General features: G+C 68.3%; 19 protein-coding genes and 1 other RNA gene. 14 read left to right on the top strand and 6 right to left on the bottom strand.

Going from position 1 to position 16,184, the window contains the following annotated elements; translation table 11 throughout:
- The first annotated feature begins 20 nt into the window (after nucleotides 1-20).
- From ilvD to CGK74_RS12170, 5 genes are all read left to right on the top strand, one after another.
- Nucleotides 21-1,871 (top strand): dihydroxy-acid dehydratase, encoded by a 1,851-nt coding sequence (ilvD, locus tag CGK74_RS12190; RefSeq protein ID WP_094268752.1) that lies wholly within the window; start codon nucleotides 21-23, stop codon nucleotides 1,869-1,871.
- Between the two features lie 36 nt (nucleotides 1,872-1,907).
- Nucleotides 1,908-2,102, top strand: coding sequence for a hypothetical protein (locus tag CGK74_RS12185; protein ID WP_094268751.1), 195 nt, complete (start codon nucleotides 1,908-1,910; stop codon nucleotides 2,100-2,102).
- Nucleotides 2,103-2,113: 11 nt separating this feature from the next.
- Nucleotides 2,114-2,410 carry a cell division protein ZapA gene (locus CGK74_RS12180; RefSeq protein ID WP_094268750.1) on the top strand — a complete coding sequence of 99 codons (297 nt, stop codon included), beginning with the start codon at nucleotides 2,114-2,116 and terminating at the stop codon, nucleotides 2,408-2,410.
- Nucleotides 2,411-2,434: 24 nt separating this feature from the next.
- A non-coding RNA gene (gene ssrS, locus CGK74_RS12175) (6S RNA) lies at nucleotides 2,435-2,617 on the top strand.
- 148 nt (nucleotides 2,618-2,765) lie between these two features.
- On the top strand, nucleotides 2,766-3,572 hold the full coding sequence (locus CGK74_RS12170; protein ID WP_094268749.1) for a sulfite exporter TauE/SafE family protein: 807 nt from the start codon (nucleotides 2,766-2,768) through the stop codon (nucleotides 3,570-3,572).
- Between the two features lie 35 nt (nucleotides 3,573-3,607).
- On the opposite strand, the gene CGK74_RS12165 is transcribed toward CGK74_RS12170, so the two are convergent.
- Genes CGK74_RS12165 through CGK74_RS12145 form a run of 5 tightly spaced genes read right to left on the bottom strand, consistent with a single transcriptional unit; the run spans nucleotide 3,608 to nucleotide 6,973 of the window.
- Nucleotides 3,608-4,531, bottom strand: a complete 924-nt coding sequence (locus CGK74_RS12165; RefSeq protein ID WP_094268748.1) for a metal ABC transporter solute-binding protein, Zn/Mn family — start codon at nucleotides 4,529-4,531, stop codon at nucleotides 3,608-3,610.
- 35 nt (nucleotides 4,532-4,566) lie between these two features.
- Complete coding sequence (locus CGK74_RS12160; protein ID WP_094268747.1) at nucleotides 4,567-5,433, bottom strand: metal ABC transporter permease; 867 nt, start codon at nucleotides 5,431-5,433, stop codon at nucleotides 4,567-4,569.
- A gap of 37 nt (nucleotides 5,434-5,470) precedes the next feature.
- Nucleotides 5,471-6,310, bottom strand: a complete 840-nt coding sequence (locus tag CGK74_RS12155; protein WP_094268746.1) for a metal ABC transporter ATP-binding protein — start codon at nucleotides 6,308-6,310, stop codon at nucleotides 5,471-5,473.
- 1 nt (nucleotide 6,311) lies between these two features.
- On the bottom strand, nucleotides 6,312-6,512 hold the full coding sequence (locus CGK74_RS12150) for a hypothetical protein (RefSeq protein WP_094268745.1): 201 nt from the start codon (nucleotides 6,510-6,512) through the stop codon (nucleotides 6,312-6,314).
- Nucleotides 6,509-6,973: a Fur family transcriptional regulator gene (locus CGK74_RS12145; protein ID WP_094268847.1), complete on the bottom strand. Its 465-nt coding sequence runs from the start codon at nucleotides 6,971-6,973 to the stop codon at nucleotides 6,509-6,511. Before CGK74_RS12145 ends, CGK74_RS12150 begins: the two co-directional genes overlap by 4 nt.
- Nucleotides 6,974-7,057: 84 nt before the next feature.
- Here CGK74_RS12145 and CGK74_RS12140 point away from each other — a divergent pair, with 84 nt between their 5' ends.
- The 4 genes from CGK74_RS12140 to CGK74_RS12125 are packed head-to-tail and all read left to right on the top strand — an operon-like array spanning nucleotide 7,058 to nucleotide 10,278.
- A complete protein-coding gene (locus CGK74_RS12140) occupies nucleotides 7,058-7,621 on the top strand; it encodes a DUF2796 domain-containing protein (RefSeq protein WP_094268744.1) in 564 nt (187 codons plus the stop codon).
- 53 nt (nucleotides 7,622-7,674) lie between these two features.
- On the top strand, nucleotides 7,675-8,358 hold the full coding sequence (locus CGK74_RS12135; protein WP_240498709.1) for an ABC transporter ATP-binding protein: 684 nt from the start codon (nucleotides 7,675-7,677) through the stop codon (nucleotides 8,356-8,358).
- On the top strand, nucleotides 8,355-9,641 hold the full coding sequence (locus tag CGK74_RS12130; RefSeq protein ID WP_094268742.1) for an ABC transporter permease: 1,287 nt from the start codon (nucleotides 8,355-8,357) through the stop codon (nucleotides 9,639-9,641). The genes CGK74_RS12135 and CGK74_RS12130 overlap by 4 nt, the downstream gene beginning before the upstream one ends.
- A 1-nt stretch (nucleotide 9,642) precedes the next feature.
- The gene (locus tag CGK74_RS12125) at nucleotides 9,643-10,278 is read left to right on the top strand and encodes a DUF3299 domain-containing protein (protein ID WP_094268741.1); all 636 of its coding nucleotides are present in this window, start codon (nucleotides 9,643-9,645) and stop codon (nucleotides 10,276-10,278) included.
- 18 nt (nucleotides 10,279-10,296) lie between these two features.
- Here the strand turns inward: CGK74_RS12125 and CGK74_RS12120 are convergent, their stop codons facing one another.
- Nucleotides 10,297-10,677 (bottom strand): PilZ domain-containing protein, encoded by a 381-nt coding sequence (locus CGK74_RS12120; protein ID WP_165770082.1) that lies wholly within the window; start codon nucleotides 10,675-10,677, stop codon nucleotides 10,297-10,299.
- Nucleotides 10,678-10,987: 310 nt separating this feature from the next.
- Here CGK74_RS12120 and CGK74_RS12115 point away from each other — a divergent pair, with 310 nt between their 5' ends.
- From CGK74_RS12115 to CGK74_RS12095, 5 genes are all read left to right on the top strand, one after another.
- Nucleotides 10,988-13,141, top strand: a complete 2,154-nt coding sequence (locus CGK74_RS12115) for a type I secretion system permease/ATPase (RefSeq protein ID WP_240498708.1) — start codon at nucleotides 10,988-10,990, stop codon at nucleotides 13,139-13,141.
- Nucleotides 13,141-14,520, top strand: coding sequence for an HlyD family type I secretion periplasmic adaptor subunit (locus tag CGK74_RS12110; RefSeq protein WP_094268738.1), 1,380 nt, complete (start codon nucleotides 13,141-13,143; stop codon nucleotides 14,518-14,520). The genes CGK74_RS12115 and CGK74_RS12110 overlap by 1 nt, the downstream gene beginning before the upstream one ends.
- A gap of 2 nt (nucleotides 14,521-14,522) precedes the next feature.
- On the top strand, nucleotides 14,523-15,143 hold the full coding sequence (locus tag CGK74_RS12105; protein ID WP_094268737.1) for a LuxR family transcriptional regulator: 621 nt from the start codon (nucleotides 14,523-14,525) through the stop codon (nucleotides 15,141-15,143).
- A gap of 3 nt (nucleotides 15,144-15,146) precedes the next feature.
- Nucleotides 15,147-15,491 (top strand): hypothetical protein, encoded by a 345-nt coding sequence (locus CGK74_RS12100; protein ID WP_094268736.1) that lies wholly within the window; start codon nucleotides 15,147-15,149, stop codon nucleotides 15,489-15,491.
- A 154-nt stretch (nucleotides 15,492-15,645) separates the two neighbouring features.
- Nucleotides 15,646-16,184, top strand: a 539-nt coding sequence (locus CGK74_RS12095; protein ID WP_133091854.1) for a retention module-containing protein, incomplete at its 3' end; no start/stop codon positions are given.

Raw genomic sequence — 16,184 nt, 5'->3', positions numbered from 1 at the left:
AGCTTTTCCGGAGCGTCGTCATGCCCCAGTATCGTTCCCGCACTTCCACCGCTGGCCGCAACATGGCTGGTGCCCGCGCCCTGTGGCGCGCCACGGGCATGAAGGACGAAGACTTCAGCAAGCCGATCATCGCCATCGCCAACAGCTTCACCCAGTTCGTGCCCGGTCACGTGCATTTGAAGGATCTGGGCCAATTGGTTGCGCGCGAGATCGAGGCCGCAGGCGGTGTCGCCAAGGAATTCAACACCATCGCGGTCGATGACGGCATCGCCATGGGTCACGGCGGCATGCTGTATTCGCTGCCCTCGCGCGAGCTCATCGCCGACAGCGTCGAGTACATGTGCAACGCCCACACCGCCGATGCGCTGGTGTGCATCTCGAACTGCGACAAGATCACCCCGGGCATGCTGATGGCCGCGCTGCGCCTCAATATTCCGGCGATCTTCGTCTCGGGTGGGCCTATGGAAGCGGGCAAGGTCAAGTGGGAGGCCAAGGTCATTTCGCTCGACCTGGTTGATGCCATGGTGAAGGCCGCGGACAAGAACTGTTCGGACGAGGAAGTGGACGCTATCGAGCGTTCCGCCTGCCCGACTTGCGGTTCGTGCTCGGGCATGTTCACCGCCAACTCGATGAACTGTCTCACCGAGGCGCTGGGCCTGTCGCTGCCGGGCAACGGCACCACGCTGGCGACCCACGCCGACCGCGAGCAGCTGTTCAAGGAAGCGGGCCGCCGCATCGTCGACCTCGCTCGCCGATACTACGAAAAGGACGACGCCTCGGTGCTGCCGCGCTCGATCGCCAGCTTCAAGGCCTTCGAGAACGCGATCAGCCTGGACGTGGCGATGGGTGGCTCGACCAACACCGTGCTGCACCTTCTGGCGGCGGCGCGCGAGGCCGGCGTCGACTTCACGATGAAGGACATCGACCGCATCAGCCGCCGCGTGCCCTGCCTGTGCAAGGTGGCGCCCGCCGTGGCCGACGTGCATATCGAGGACGTGCATCGCGCCGGCGGCATCATGGGCATCCTCGGCGAGCTCGATCGCGCCGGCCTGCTCAACCGCGACGTCCCGACCGTACACAGCAAGACCATGGCCGAAGCCCTGTCGCGCTGGGACATCATGCAGGCGCACGACACCTCGGTGTTCACCCTCTATCGCGCGGCGCCCGGCGGCGTGCCGACGCAGGTCGCGTTCTCGCAGGACCGGCGCTGGAATGAGCTCGACATGGATCGCTCTCAAGGCATCATCCGCGACAAGGCGCACGCCTTCAGCCAGGACGGCGGCCTTGCCGTGCTGTACGGCAACATCGCCGAGAAGGGCTGCATCGTGAAGACCGCCGGCGTGGATGAATCCATCTGGAAGTTCACCGGCAAGGCGCGCGTCTATGAAAGCCAGGAGGATGCGGTCGAAGGCATTCTCGGCGAGCAGGTGCAGGCCGGCGACGTCGTCATCATCCGCTACGAAGGCCCCAAGGGTGGCCCTGGCATGCAGGAGATGCTCTACCCGACTTCGTACCTGAAGAGCCGCGGCCTGGGCAAGGAGTGCGCGCTGCTGACGGATGGCCGTTTCTCGGGTGGCACCTCCGGCCTGTCGATCGGCCACGCCTCGCCCGAGGCGGCCTGCGGTGGTGCGATTGCGCTGGTCGAGGACGGCGACACCATCGAGATCGACATCCCGAACCGCCGTATCCACCTCGCTGTTGCCGACGCCGAGCTTGCGGCGCGCCGCGCCGGGATGGAAGCAAAAGGCAGTGCGGCATGGAAGCCGGTGAATCGCCAGCGCGCCGTCTCGGCCGCGCTGCAGGCCTACGCCGCGCTGACGACCTCGGCCGACACCGGCGCGGTGCGCGACGTGACCCAGGTCCAGCGCTGATTGACCGTCCGGAATCCCCTGTCTACGATCGGCGCCATGGATAGCGAACTCGCCCAGCTCGAAGCCCAGCTCGAGCAACTGATCAGCCTGCACGACCGCGTCAAGGCCGAGAACATCGGCCTGCACGGTCGCGTTGCCCAGCTCGATGCGGAGAATCGCCAGCTTGCTGCCAAGCTCAAGCTGGCGATCGGGCGCCTCGAAGCCCTGCTCGACAAACTGCCGGAGGCCTGAAGGACGTGTCGATGGATCATCTGGACGTAATGTTGCTCGGGAAGGAGTATCGCGTTTCCTGCACCCCCGAGACGAGGGACGAGCTGCTGGCGACCGTCGCCTATCTTGACGACAAGTTCCGCGAACTTGGCGCCAAGTCGAACGCATCCGGCGAGAAGCTGGCGGTCATGACCGCCCTCAACATCGCCCATGAGTTTCTGCAGCACCAGCGTGGTAACGGGTTTGACATGCCGGGCGTGAAGCGTAGAATCGGACTCATGAAAGCACGCCTCGATGGGGTGCTGGCCCAGCAGGAAAAACTCTTCTGAGGGTGCCAATACGCAATACCGATCAATCCCCTGCAGTGTTCGTCGAAGTCGTAGATTCCTTGAACCAATAGTCGAGAGACACGGTTGCTGACCATCGATGCCGCTGGTGTGAACGCCCCCTGCGGGTGATCCTGAAGCGGAAGGGATGCGACCTCCCTGAACCCATGGTTCAGGATGCCCGGCGGAGACGGCACAGGCGGGGGGCCAGACAAAAGCGCAGCCAGTTGTACGGTTGCGCTTTTTTCGTTAACGGGGTGCCAGTGTGCCGTGGCCAGGCCTTGCATTCCGGCGTCGAAGCGGGAATAGTCCCGCGCCTTGGCGGCCGTGCCGCCTTCGTACTGATGGATCAACGGGCATGACTTTCGATATCTGGTGGCTGACCTACCCCGTATTGGGGGCGGCGGTCGGTTTCTTCGCCGGCCTGCTTGGCGTCGGCGGCGGTGGCATCATGGTGCCGATGCTGACCACGCTGTTCCTGGCGCAGGGCTTTCCGCTCGAGCAGGTCGTGCATATGGCGCTCGGCACATCGATGGCCGCCATCGTGTTGACCTCGGTATCCAGCCTGCGTGCGCACCATGCGCATGGCGCGGTGCGCTGGGACGTGGTGCGCCTTATCACGCCGGGCATCCTCGCCGGCACGTTCGGCGCGACCTTCATCGCGTCCCGGGTCAATACGGCGGCGCTGGCGATCTTCTTCGCCGTGTTCATGGCCTACGTGTCGATCCAGATGCTGCTCAACATCAAGCCCAAGCCCAGCCGTGACCTGCCCGGTGCGGCGGGCATGACAGTCGCCGGACTGGGTATCGGTGGCGTGTCGGCCCTGGTGGCAATCGGTGGCGGCTCGCTGTCCGTGCCCTTCATGACCTGGTGCAACGTCAAGGTGCAGAACGCGATCGGCACCTCGGCGGCCATCGGCTTGCCGATCGCCATTGCCGGTACGATCGGCTACCTGGTCAATGGCTGGAATGCGCCGGGCACGCCGCCGCTCACGCTCGGCTATGTCTATGTGCCTGCGCTGGTACTGGTGGCGCTGGTGAGCATGTGGATGGCGCCGATCGGCGCGTCGCTTGCGCACCGCCTGCCTGTCGCCACGCTGAAGAAGATCTTCGCCGGCCTGCTGATGGCGCTGTGCGCCAAGATGCTGCACAGCGTATTTGGCTGAGGCGGGCCGGGGGCGATTCCCCGGCCGTCGCTGCCTTACTGGGTGGCGAGCGCTTCGTGCAGCGCCCTGAAGTTCGCGCGCATCATCGACAGGTAATCGGGCGCCGGGCCGCCTGAAGCGGATAGGGCATCCGAATACAGCGTGCCGCCCACGCGGGTGCCGCTTTCGGCGCGGATGCGCTCGATCAGGCGCGGATCTGCGACGTTCTCGATGAAGACCGCCGGGATCTTCTCCTTCTTCAGTTGCCCGATCAGGCGGGCGACACCCTTGGCGGTTGGCTCGGCGTTGTTCGACACGCCCACCGGCGACAGGAAGCGGATGCCATAGGCCTCGCCGAAGTAGGCGAAGGCGTCGTGTGAACTTACGACCTTGCGGCGCTCGGCCGGCAGCGCGGCGAAGGCGCTGCGGATTTCGGCGTCGAGGGCCTTCAGTTCGCCGCCGTAGCGTTCGGCGTTGTTCCGGTAGGTCTCCGCGTTGGCGGGGTCGGCGGCAGCCAGCGCTGCAGCGATGTTGGCGACGTACTGCTGCGCATTCCCGATGTCCTGCCAGGCGTGCGGATCGGCGGCATGCCCGTGCTTGTGGTCGTGGCCGTGGTCGTCCATCTCGAGCGTCTTCACGCCCTTGCTGGCAATCACCACTTCGCCCTTGTAACCGCCGGAGCGCGCCAGCCGCGTCATCCAGTCGTCGAAGCCGAGCCCGTTGACCACGACGAGCGCCGAGGCGCCGATGTCGCGCGCGTCCGATGGGCGTGGCTGGAAAGCGTGAGCATCTTCGTCGGGTCCGACCAGGGTGCGCACCCGGACCTTGTCGCCGCCAACCTGATGGACCAGGTCGCCGAGGATGCTGAAGCTGGCCGTGACCTCGAGTTGCGGGGTCTGGGCCAGGGCGGCCGAACTCGAAAGGGCGAACAGTGTGCAGAGGCCGGCGAACCGGCGCAGCAGGGGGCGGGCGTGCGTCATGGCAGTGTTTCCGGGAGACAGGGGAGGGTAGGGAATCAGGACTTGAGGTGATGGCGGACCGGCAGTCGGCCCACCAGCAGCCCGCCCGGCGCGGCGAGCAGCGAGATGAAATAGACCACGCCGCATACCAGGACGATGGCCGGCCCGGCGGGGACGTCGGCATGGAAGGACAGCAGCAGGCCGGTCACGCCGCTGGCGAAGGCGAACAGCACGGCCAGCGCGAGCAGCATTGGCAGGCCCTTCGCCCAAAGGCGCGCGGCGGCCGACGGCAGGATCATGATGCCGACTGCCATCAGCGTACCGAGCGCATGGAAGCCACTGACCAGGTTGAGCACCACGAGCATCAGGAAGCCGTAGTGCGCCACCGGCGACCAGCGGCTGACACCGCGCAGGAAGGCGGGGTCGAAGCACTCCATCACCAGCGGCCGGAACAGCAGCGCCAGGCAGAACAGCGTCACGGTGGCGATCGAGGCGATCAGCAGCAGCGAGCCGTCGTCCAGCGCCAGCACCGAGCCGAACAGCACGTGCAGCAGGTCGAGGTTGCGCCCGCGCAGCGACACGATCATCACGCCCGCTGCCAGCGACAGCAGGTAGAAGGCGGCGAGGCTGGCGTCTTCCTTCAGGACCGAGGCCCGCGTCACCAGACCGGCGGCCAGTACCACGACCAGGCCGGCGACGATGCCGCCGACCGTCATCGCACCGAGCGACAGGCCGAAGGCGAGATAGCCCAGCGCCGCGCCAGGCAGGATGGCGTGGCTCATCGCATCGCCCATCAGGCTCATGCGGCGCAGCAGCAGGAACACGCCGACCGGCGTGGCGCCGAGCGCGAGCGCCAGGCAACCGGCCAGCGCGCGGCGCATGAAGGCGAAGTCGGTGAACGGGGAAACGAGGAATTCGATCACGTCGTGGGCAACTCGGATGGGCGGCGGAGCGGTGCGCTCAGTGACGGTGGTTGTGTTCGGGGGGCTCGTGTCCGTGCCCGTGTTGATGCACCTGCGGTTCGGATTCCGCGGGCGCGCTGCCTTCGGGCAGCTCGATGTGGCACTCGGGGGCGTCTTCGTCGAAGGCCTCGGACAGCCGGCGAGCGCGCGCCAGCATCTTGGGCGTGAGCACCTGGGCAGTCGGGCCGAAGGCTACCGGCTCGCGCGACAGCAGCAGGCTGGTGGGAAAATGGCGGCGCACCTGCTCGAGATCGTGCACCACGGTCAGCACGGTGCGGCCCTCGCGATGCCAGTCGAGGATGAGCTGCACCAGATCGTCCACCGTGCGGCTGTCGATGGCGGCGAAGGGCTCGTCGAGCAGGATCAGCGGTGCGTCCTGCAGGATCAGGCGGGCAAAGCGCGCGCGCTGCAACTGTCCGCCCGACAGCGAGCCGATCGGCCGCGACTCGAAGCCCGACAGGCCCACCGCGGCCAGCGCGTCGCGCACCCGCTGGCGCTGCGCGCGCGACAGGCCGCCGAAGGCGCCCACTTCGCGCCACAGCCCCATGGCGACGACATCGAATACCGACACCGGAAAGCTGTGGTCGATCTCGCCGCGCTGCGGCAGGTAGGCCAGCGCGCCGGGCGGCAGCGTCGGCATCAGGATGCGGCCGCCGATGGGGCGCAGCTCACCGGCCAGCCCCTTGAGCAGGGTCGACTTGCCGGCGCCGTTCGGGCCGATGACGGCCACCAGCGCACCCGCGGGAATGTCGCCGTTCAGGTGGTGGACCGCCGGGTGGCGGTCGTAGCCCAGCGTGAGGTTCTCGATGCGGATCAGCGGCGGAGGAACGGGATGCATTTCAGTTCAACGCCCACAGCACGGCGAGCCACAGCAGGCCGGTGGCGAGTGATGCGAGGCCGAGGCGGGCGGGCACGCCCAGGCCGAGCAGGCTGCGTGGCGGGAAGGCGCGCGCCAGCCGCGGCAAGTGCGAATGCGCGTGGGACGGCGGGTGATCGTGGCCGCCGGCGTGCTCGTGCAGGTGCGAGGTCGGCGTCGTCATCGCGTGCCGGCCTTTGCGCCCTGTCGTCCGCAGTCGGCGCAGGCGCCATGGAGAACCAGTTCGGTACGGTCCAGCTCGAAGCCCGCAGGCAGTGCCGGGCTGGTCTCGGTTGGGACCTCCTCGAGGCACAGGATCTGGCCACAGCGGTCGCAGTGGAAATGGGCGTGGCGGTGCGCGCCGTCGTGGCGGATCTCGAAGCGCCATGCGCGTTCGCCGCCGGCGATGCGCTGGGCGATGCCCTGCTCGACCAGCCAGTCGAGCGCGCGGTAAAGCGTGACGCGGTCGTGAGCGATGTCGGCTGCCGCCAGTGCGGCGCCGATCTCGTCGTGCGACAGCGGATGCTGAGCGGCCTGCAGCGTCTCGATGACCGCGATACGCGTGCGCGTAACGCGACCGCCGTGGGCGGCAATGAGGTCGCGGGCGCTCGGGTGAGGATGGCTGTGAGGCGCGTAATCAGGCATGGCAGTCTGGTCGTGGGCCGGCTTTTGATGCAACATTGTAGCATTTGAATCGATCGTCAGTACGCTACCGTTTTGGGAGAAGACATGAAATCTGCAGTCCTTGCCGCCGTCGTGCTCACGGGAATCGTCGCGAGCGCACCCGCCCGGGCCCAGCATGCGCATGCACCGCATGAACACGGTGTCGCCGAGTTGCGTGTCGTGGCCGACGGCAGTGCGCTGATCGTCGAGTTCGCCAGCCCGCTCGACAGCCTGGTGGGCTTCGAGCACAAGCCCCGCACGCCGGCCGAACGCAAGGCGATGGCCGACGCCGAGGCGGTGCTGCGCAACGGTGCCGGGCTGTTCCAGCCGTCCGCGGCGGCCGATTGCCGCCTGACGGATGTCGCGCTCGATTCGCCCTGGCTGCAGGGCAGGCGCCACGATCATGGCCATGACCACGCCCATGCACATGCCGCGCCGGCAGGTGACGGGCACGCGGAACTGGTGGCGGCATACCGTTTCGATTGCGCCCGTCCGGCGGCACTGGAGAGCCTGGGCGTCGGGCTGTTTGGCGCGTTCCCCCGCTTGCGCGAACTCCGGACAGAGCGGGCGACTGCCCGCGGGCAGGGCGCGGCAGTGCTGACGGCCGATCGGGCCGAGCTGCCCCTGTGATGCAGCGACAGACGGCTGCGGGGCGAGATGTGCCGGCCGTCGCAGTGGCAGCGATGCGTTACCGCTGGCCGGGTGCGGCGCGAGACTGCCTGGCGATCGAGCAGTTTGCCGTCGGCGGCGGCGAGCGCGTGTTCCTGCGTGGCCCGAGCGGCAGCGGCAAGACCACGCTGCTGTCGCTGGTGGGCGGCGTGATCCTGCCGCAGGCGGGTACGGTCAGCGTCGCGGGGCAGCCGCTGGCGCGGTTGTCGGCGGGGGTACGCGACCGTTTTCGTGCCGACCACGTGGGTTTCGTCTTCCAGCTCTTCAACCTGCTGCCCTATCTGTCAGCGCGCGACAACATCCTGCTTGCCTGCCGGTTCTCCGCCGCACGGCGCGCACGGCTGGCCGTGCGCGGTACGTCGGCAGAAGCCGAAGCCCAGCGTCTGGCGAGCCGGCTCGAGCTCGGCGACGTGCTGCATCGGTCGGCGGCGGAACTGTCGGTCGGTCAGCAGCAGCGTGTCGCCGCTGCTCGTGCCCTGATCGGCCGACCGGGGCTGATCGTCGCTGACGAGCCGACGTCCGCGCTGGATGCCGACCGCCAGCAGGCCTTCATCGACCTGCTGCTCGACGAATGCGCCGAGGCCGGTGCGGCCCTGCTCTTCGTCAGCCATGACCTGCGCCTGGCGCGCCACTTCGACCGCATCGTCGACCTGGCGCAGATCAACCAGGCTGCGGTTTCCGGGGAGGCTGCGGCATGACGCCGCTGTTGAGCCTGAGCCTGCGCAGCATCGCCAACCGGCGTCTGTCGGCGCTGCTCACCGTGGTCGCGGTCGCGCTGTCGGTCGCGCTGCTGCTCGGGGTGGAGCGCGTGCGCAACGATGCGCGCGACGGCTTTGCGCAGACGGTGTCGGGCACCGACCTGATCGTCGGCGCGCGCGGTGGGGCAGTGCAGCTGCTGCTGTACTCGGTGTTCCACATCGGTCACGCCAGCAACAACGTGTCGTGGCAGAGCATGCAGCGCGTCGCGGCGCTGCCGCAGGTGAAGTGGCTGGTGCCGCTGTCGCTCGGGGACTCGCACCGTGGCATGCGCGTGGTCGGCACGACGGACGATTTCTTCCGCCACTACCGCCACGGCGAGGGCCGCGCGCTGGCTTTTGCGCAGGGGAAAGCGTTCGCGCCTGCGCCAGACGGGCTGTTCGAGGCGGTCGTCGGCGCCGAGGTCGCGGCGCGCTTCGGCTACGCCGTCGGCCAGCGGATCGTGCTGAGCCATGGCAGCCTGGGCGGGGAGGGCGGGCCGCGTTTCGCCGACCATGCCGACAAGCCCTTCACCATCGTCGGCGTGCTGGCGCGTAGCGGTACACCGGTGGACCGGGCGGTGCTGGTGGGGCTCGAGGGCATCGAGGCGATCCATGTCGACTGGCATGGCGGCGCGCCGATCCCGGGCCTCGCCATCGGGCCCGAACATGTGCGCAAGTTCGACCTGAGTCCGAAGTCCGTGACCGCGGCGCTGGTCGGTCTCGACAGCCGCATCGCGGTGTTCCGCGTGCAGCGCCAGATCAACACGATGGGCGAGGAGCCGCTGACCGCGATCCTGCCGGGCGCCACGCTGCAGGAGCTGTGGTCGCTGGTCGGCGTCGCCGAGCGGGCGCTGCTGGCGGTGTCGGCACTGGTGGTCGTGGTGGGGCTGGCGGGCCTGGTCGCCGTGGTGGTTGCGAGCCTGGGCGAGCGCCGGCGTGAACTGGCGATCCTGCGCGCGCTCGGGGCCAGCCCGCCGCAGGTGTTCGCGCTGCTTGCGCTCGAGAGCGTGCTTCTGTCGCTGGCGGGCATCGTGCTCGGTCTCGGTCTGCTATATGGTGCGGGCGCGCTGGCGGCGCCCGGGCTGGCTGCCACCTGGGGCTTGAACCTTGGGCTGGGCGGGCCGTCTGCAGGCGAGTGGCGTCTGCTGGGCGCCGTGATTGCAGCCAGTCTGCTGGCGAGCCTGGTGCCGGCCTGGCGGGCCTACCGTTACTCGCTGGCCGACGGCCTGACGATAAGGATCTGAGATGGTTTATTCGAGACGTTTGCAATCGGTCGTCGTGGCCGTCCTGATGGTGGCTGGCGTCGGCCTGTCGGCGTCAGCCGCCGCGCAGTCCGGGGGTGCGGCAGGGGGCGACTACAAGGTCGGCGACCGCCTCGCTGCGCCTGCGAAGGGCGGCAAGGCTGCGGGCAAGGCGGCCTTTCGTGAGATCAGCTGGGACGACCTGATCCCGGCCGACTGGGACCCGCAGAAATTCTTCGCTGATCTGGATCTCGACGCCCTGCAGGACAACGATCCGCGGGCCACCGAAGTGATGGCGCGCATGCGTGCCGAATGGGATCGTGCGCCGGTGGTCGATCGCTTCTCGGGCCAGCAGGTGCGCATTCCCGGCTTCGTCGTGCCGCTCGAGAGCGATGGCAAGACCATCCGCGAATTCCTGCTCGTGCCCTATTTCGGCGCCTGCGTGCATGTGCCGCCACCGCCTGCCAACCAGCTCATCCACGTGATTCCGGACAAACCCGTGCCGGCGGGCTTGAACATGTCGCCGGTGTGGGTGAATGGCGTGTTGAACGTCGGTCGCGTCGAGTCCGAGATGGGCAGCGCCGGCTACCAGATGCGCGGCATGAAGGTCGAGGAATACAAGGACCCGCTGCCGCGCTGAGCCGGGTTGGGGGCCGTCTCAGTCGTGGAGCAGGGCGGACAGCTCGCGCTCCATCAGTGCCGGGTCGCCCAGGTTCAACTCCATGAGCCGGCGCAGGTGGGTCATGCTGTCCACATCGATATCCTCGAACGCGATGCCGGCCAGCGGCGTGGCGTGGTCTTCGCCGCTGCGCGCGATGTGCCCGCGGATCTCGATCACGCTGCTGTCGTCGTCACCGAGGCGGATATGCAGCGTGCACGGTGCGCCCACCCGCAGATCCGGGCTGGCCGGCGCAAGAATCAGCGCCCCCTTCAGCGAGATGTCGTGCAGCTCGCAGGTGGCGGTTTCATTCTCGAGCATCAGGATGGCGTCCTCGATGAAGGGGACGCGGACGTGGGCTCGACGCTGGTCGGCTTGCATGCAGGGCTCCGGCAAAAGCGGGTTGGAAGGGGCAGACGCTCGGGGCGGACGGGACGAATCCATTGTGGGCGATGCGCGCCTGCGCCGCAATTCCGTCCTCCGTTCAGGCGCATCGAGCCTGCGCGCCCGCTGAAGCACCGCGGCCGGTGACTTTGTACCGCTTTGCGGTGACTTAGCGCTCGCCATCATGGAGCGTGGGTTTGATAATGAATCGCGTCATGGTTTTGACGATTTCATCGTGCGCAAACCCGAAGCTGTTGATTCTGTTGGATGTATTGAAGCGCCGCAGCCCTCGCCGCAGGTGCGGCACGTGCATGGGGCCGGCGACGCCGGCGCCTCGCGCCAGACCCGTGCCAACGACCTGCTCGAATGCTTGCTCGTGCTGGCTAACCTGCATGGGCTGACCGCAACGGCGGATTCGCTGCTTGCCGGGCTGCCGGTTGGGCCGGACGGCCTGACGCCGTCCCTCTTCGATCGCGCCGCGCGGCGCGCGAACATGAGCAGCCAGGTGGTGGCTGCGTCGCTCGACGCGCTGAACCGCGCGCTGCTGCCGGCCATCCTGCTGCTGCGTGACAACCGCGCCTGCGTGCTGGCCGGGTGGACCGAGGATGGGGCGCGGGCGCGGCTGATCTTCCCCGAACTGGGCGACACTGCCGTCGAGCTGCCGCGCGCCGAACTCGAGGCCATCTATGCCGGCCGGACCCTCTACGCCCGACCGCGCGTCCACTTCGATGCACGCGCGCCCGAAGTCACCACGCGCAAGGGCGCGCACTGGTTCTGGAGCGAGATCGCCGCCAACCGAAGCCTGTACCGCGACGTACTTGTCGCGGCCTTCCTGATCAACCTTTTCGCCATCGGGATGCCGCTGTTCGTCATGAACGTGTATGACCGCGTGGTGCCGAACCAAGCCTTCGAGACGCTGTGGGTGCTGGCTGCCGGTCTGATGATCGTGCTCGTGGGCGAGGTGGCGCTGCGCACGCTGCGCGGGCATTTCGTCGACCTTGCCAGCAGCCGGGCCGACGTGCGCATCTCGACCCACATCATGGAGCGCGTGCTGGGCATGCGCATGGAGGAGCGGCCGGCCTCGGCGGGTTCGTTCGCGGCCAACCTGCGCGCCTTCGAGTCGGTGCGCGACTTCATCGGCTCGGCCACCGTCGTCGCCTTCGTCGATCTCCCTTTTGCCCTGCTGTTCCTGCTGGTGATTGCCTGGATCGCGCCGCTGATGATCCTGCCCTTTGCGATCGGCGTGACGCTGCTGGCCCTTTACGCGGCGACGATGCAGCGTCGCATGCGCGAGCTGGCGGAAACCACCTATCGCGCCAGCGCCGCCCGCAATGCCGGGCTGGTCGAAGGGCTGGTCGGGCTCGAGGCCGTCAAGACCCAGGTCGCCGAATCGGTGATCCAGCGCCGTTGGGAGCAGAGCGTGGCGTTGCTGTCCCATGCGACCGCGCGCCTGCGCCTGCTGGCGTCGAGCGCGATGAATGGTGCCGCCTTCGTGCAGCAGACCGTCAGTGTGGCGATGATCGCGCTCGGCGTGTATCTGATCGCCGACGGCAAGCTGTCGATGGGCGGGCTGATCGCCTGCTACCTGCTGTCTTCGCGCGCCATGGCGCCGGCGGGGCAGGTCGTCGGCCTGCTGATGCAGTATCACAACGCCTTCACCGCGCTGCGCTCGCTCGACCAGATGATGGCGCGCGAGGTCGAGCGGCCTGAGGGCCGCGGCTTCATCTCGCGCGGCCACCTGCGCGGCGACATCGAGTTCCGTGACGTGGCCTTCAGCTATCCCGGCCAGACTGCCGAGGCCTTGCGCAACGTGTCGTTCCGCATCCGCGCCGGCGAGCACGTGGCCATCATCGGGCGCGTGGGCTCGGGCAAGAGCACGATCGAGAAGCTCATCCTCGGGCTCTACCGGCCGACGCAGGGCGCGGTGCTGGTCGACGGCATCGACCTGCGCCAGCTCGATCCGGCCGAGCTGCGCCGCCAGATCGGCTACGTCAGCCAGGACGTGACGCTGTTCTACGGCACGCTGCGCGACAACATCACCTTCGGCGTACCCTTCGCCGAGGATGAGGACGTGGTGCGGGCGGCCGGCATCGGCGGCATCCTCGAGCACGCCAATGCCCATCCACAGGGCTTCGACATGCCTGTCGGCGAGCGCGGCGAATCGCTCTCCGGCGGCCAGCGCCAGGCGGTGGGCATCGCCCGCGCGGTGGTGCATTCGCCGTCGATCCTGCTGCTCGACGAGCCGACTGCGGCAATGGACCACACCAGTGAGGAACAGGTGAAGCAGCGGCTGGGTGAATTCGTTCACGGCCGCACGATGGTGGTGGTCACGCACCGCAATTCGCTGCTCGATCTGGTCGATCGCATCATCGTCATCGATGGTGGCCGGGTTGTGGCCGACGGGCCGCGCAAGCAGGTCATGGATGCGCTGCGCCAAGGCCGGGTCGGGAGGGCGTCGTGATGGGTGCGCCCGAGATGCGGCCGCTGCCGCCCCCTGTGCCCGCGCACGACGCGACCCGCCGCAGCGTGCTGCCACCGCGCGCCGAACGCCTGGATTGGGCCGACGACGCGGACTGGGTGCGACTGCAGCAGGAACCCCTGCGCGCGCGCGTGCTGCTGCGCGTTGGTCTGGTGCTGGTGCTGGCACTGATCGCGTGGGCAGCCTTCGCGCCAATCGACGAGGTGACGCGCGGCGAGGCCCGCGTCGTGCCGTCCTCGCAACTCCAGGTGGTGCAGGCGGTGGATGGCGGCGTGGTCGAGGAACTCGCCGTGCGCGAGGGCGATGTGGTCGATGTCGGCCAGCTCCTGCTGCGCATCGACTCCACCCGCTTCGAATCGCACCTGCGCGAGAGCCAGGCCGGCTCGCATGCACTGCGCGCAAAGGCTGCCCGCCTCGAGGCGCTGACGCAGGGCACGCCGTTCGCGCCGCCGCCCGAAGTGGAACTGGCGGCGCCGGACATCGTCGCGCACGAGCGGCGGCTGTACGAATCGAGCCGTGCCGAGATGGCGGCCCAGTTGTCGATCGCGCGCGAGCAGCTCAACCAGCGCCGCCAGGAACTGAACGAGGCGCAGGCGCGCAACCAGCAGGCGAACAGTGCGTTGCAACTGGTCGAGCGCGAACTGCAGGTGACCCGGCCGCTGATCAATTCCGGTGCCGTGTCCGAAGTGGAGCTGCTGCGGCTCGAACGGGAACTGGCCCGCCTGCGCGGCGACCGCAATCAGTCCGCGGCGCAGATCTCGCGCGTGCGCGCCGGCATCGACGAGGCCCAGCGCAAGATCGAGGAAGTCGAGCTCAATGTGCGCAACCAGCTGCGCAACGAACTTTCGGACACGCTGGCGCGGCTGGGCACCTTGTCGGAAGGCGCGCGCGCCCTGCAGGACAAGGTCAAGCATGCGGAACTGCGCTCCCCGGTGCGTGGCACGGTGCAGCGGCTGCTGCTCAACACCGTCGGCGGGGTGGTCCAGCCGGGCAACAAGATCGTCGAGATCGTGCCGCTGGACGATGCCCTGATCCTGGAAGCGCGGATCAAGCCGCAGGATATCGCCTTCCTGCGCCCGGGACAGACGGCAATGGTGAAATTCACCGCCTACGACTTCTCGATCTACGGCGGCCTCGAGGCGGAGGTCGAGCACATCAGTGCCGACACCGTCACCGACGAGCGCGGCAACACCTTCTACGTGGTCCGCGTCCGCACCCGGGAAACGGTGCTGGGCGAGGGGCTGCCGATCATTCCGGGCATGGTCGCCCAGGTCGACGTGCTGACGGGCAAGAAGACCATCCTGTCCTACCTCCTGAAACCTGTGCTGCGTGCCAAGGCCAATGCATTGACGGAGCGCTGATCATGAACAACTACCTGATTGCCGGCGCGCCCGGCGAACTCACCGCTCGCTGGCAGGGCGCCTTCCCGGAGGGGCGAACCCTGGCCGTATCCGACCTGTCGGCGGCGTTGCCGAGTGGCTCCGTGCTGTGGCTGCCCGCATCCGGGCCGGACTGGCGCGCGACGCTCACCGCACTGCGCCAGCGCGCGCCGCAGGCTGCGGTGGTGGTGATGTCTGCCGTGCCCGAGGTGGGCGAGGCGCGCGATGCCCTTGCCGCTGGCGCACGCGCTTACTGCCATATCGCGGCGAGCCCCGGCCTGCTGCGTGAGGTCGGGCTGGTGGTCGCGCACGGCGGCCTGTGGCTGGGCGAAGCGCTGATGAGCCGCCTCCTTGGCACACTGGCGTCGGCCCTGCCGCCGCGACCGGCGGCCAGCGAGCTGGATTCGCTGTCGGCGCGCGAGCTCGAGGTCGCCCGCGCCGTCGCCGACGGGCTGTCGAACAAGGAAGTCGCCGAGCGTCTCGGGATCGCCGAGCGCACGGTGAAGGCGCATCTCGGCATGGTGTTCTCCAAGCTTGGCGTGCGCGATCGCCTGCAACTCATGCTGCGCCTCGGTCATGGCGCCGACGCTGATCTGGCGGGCTGAAAGATGGCTTACGTTCAGCGTGGAAGTGATCGCGCGATCGTCGCGGTGCGCGCGGAGGCACCGGACACCGACGATCCGGCGGGCAGCTCCTGGGAGGCCATCGACCCGGCCTCGCCCGAGCTGGCCCGCTTTCTCGCGCAGGTCGGTGCGGACGATGAGCTGCGCGCGACGGACCTCGGCCTGGTGCGCGTGCTCGAGGACCTGATCGAGCTGCTCATCGATCGCTCCGTGATTCGCTTCACCGACTTTCCGCCGGCCGCGCAGCAGAAGCTGCTCGCGCGCGAGAACGCGCGTGCCGCGCACCGCCAGCTGAGGCTGCTCGAGGACGACGAAGAACACCTCATCTGAGGTCGTTTCGACCGTGCGGCGTGACGCGTTTCACGGCCCTCGTACCTCCGTCCAATGTCCCCGCGGGGGCGACCCGCGTAGCCTCAAAACGTGAATCGACAGATCGCGGGCGGCGGTCGCATACCGTCCGCCCCGCAGCGCAAGGAGACGCAAAATGGCCAGCATCATTGCAACGGTTGTGGCAGTCAGCGGAAGCGTTCAGGCTCGTGCGGCGGACGGTAGTCTGCGGCTGCTGAAGGCGGGCGACGCCCTGTATGAAGGCGAGACGGTGGTGACGGGGGCGGGTGCCCGCGTCGAGCTGGCCCTTGCGGATGGCGAGCTGTTCTCGGTGGTGGAGAACCAGTCCGTCGCGCTCAGTGGCGAGATGGTCGAGACCGCCCGCGCCGATGCGCCGGCCGCCGCCGTCGCCGACGCCTCGGTGGCCGAGGTGCTGCAGGCGCTGGCGGAAGGTGCGGATCTCAACGAATTGCTTGAAGATCCGGCCGCCGGCCTGAGCGGTGGCAGCGGTGGCGAAGGTAACGACTTCGTGCGTCTGCTGCGCATTGTCGAGAACGTCGACCCGCTGGCGTTCGCCTTCCCGAATGAGGCGGCGAACCTGATTGAGGAAATCGAAGGCGGCACTGCAGACGAGGGTACCGAGGAAGCAGTGCCGCCGACGACTGAACCGCCGACGACTGAACCGCCGACGACTGA

The sequence above is a fragment of the Thauera propionica genome (genome assembly GCF_002245655.1).
Taxonomy (GTDB): Bacteria; Pseudomonadota; Gammaproteobacteria; order Burkholderiales; family Rhodocyclaceae; genus Thauera; species Thauera propionica.
The sequence above is the reverse complement of the archived record's forward strand: the minus strand, read 5'-3'. Positions and strand labels throughout refer to the sequence as shown.